The 1,200-nt window shown below is 66.4% G+C and carries 1 protein-coding gene and 1 pseudogene; both read right to left on the reverse strand.

Annotated elements, in window-relative coordinates; all coding sequences use genetic code 11:
- On the reverse strand, positions 1 to 633 hold a 633-nt coding region (gene pxpA, locus FUT88_RS25490; protein ID WP_147219337.1), incomplete at its 3' end, for a 5-oxoprolinase subunit PxpA.
- A gap of 19 nt (positions 634 to 652) precedes the next feature.
- Positions 653 to 1,200, reverse strand: a pseudogene (locus FUT88_RS25495) (allophanate hydrolase); the annotation flags it as partial.

Consider the following 1,200-nt stretch of genomic DNA (forward strand, 5'->3'; position numbering starts at 1 on the left):
GATCGGAACCCACGTGCCGTCGATGGCCTTCACGCGCTGCTCGCGCACCATCGTCAGCGTCTGGTCCAGCGCGGCATCTTCGCTGTCGATGAGGGCGCCGGGCGTGCCGCGTTTGACGAGCGAGCCGTCCGGGTTGTAACCGCGATCGGCAAACACCTCTTCCTTGGCCTGCAGGCCAAGTTCACGCGCGGCCTTGACCAGCTCGCCGCCCGCCAGGCCAAACACCACCAGCGACGGATCGAAATCGCGGATCGCGCGCACGATGGCGACGGCCAGCGGCCGGTCGCGCGAAGCCTGGTTGTACAGCGCGCCGTGCGCCTTCACGTGCGCCAGCTTGCCGCCCTGCGCACGCACGATCGCCGAAAGCCCACCGATCTGGAATAGCACGCCCGCGTAGATTTCATCCGGCGGGAGGTGCATTTCAGTGCGGCCAAAGTTCTCGCGATCGGGAAAGCTCGGATGCGCGCCGATCGACACGCCCTGGCGCAGCGCCCAGCCGACGGTCTGGCGCATCGTGTTGACGTCGCCGGCGTGCCAGCCGCAGGCGATGTTGGCGGAACTCACCAGGGTGAGGAGCGCCTCGTCGGTATCGCAGCCTTCGCCGAGGTCGGCGTTCAGATCAATTGCAGTCATGATGTTGTCTTCCGGTGCATCAGGCGTTCAGTCGCGTCTTGGCGGTGCGATGCGCGCTCGACAGAATGCCTTGGCGCTGCCAGTCCAGCGCGGTTTCGATTTGCTGCAGATACGTGCCACGTCGGCGCGGGCGGCTTCGGCCTCTTCCAGCGTCACACGCTCGAAGCGCACGCGCGTACCGAGCGGAATCTGCGCCAGGCGCCATTGGTCGGCCAGGATGACGGAGCCGATCTTCGGATAGCCGCCGGTGGTTTGCGCATCGGCCATTAGCACAATGGGCTGTCCGGACGGCGGCACCTGGATCACGCCCGGCACCACGCCGTGCGAGAGCAGATCGCCGCTGCGCTGCTTCTTGCGTTGGAGTTCCGGCCCCTGGAGGCGAAAGCCCATCCGGTTGCTGTTGGGCGTGAGCGTCCAGTCGGATTCCCAGAACGCAGCTTGCGCGTCGGCAACGAAATCGTCGTATTCAGGACCGGGCAGTACGCGCATGACCGGCGTGTCCTTCTGCGCGCGGTCGAATGTCCAGCGGGCTGCCTTCACGGCAACGGTGTCGCCGCTGATGTCGGG

The sequence above is a fragment of the Ralstonia sp. TCR112 genome (assembly GCF_007997035.1).
Lineage (GTDB): Bacteria > Pseudomonadota > Gammaproteobacteria > Burkholderiales > Burkholderiaceae > Ralstonia > Ralstonia edaphi.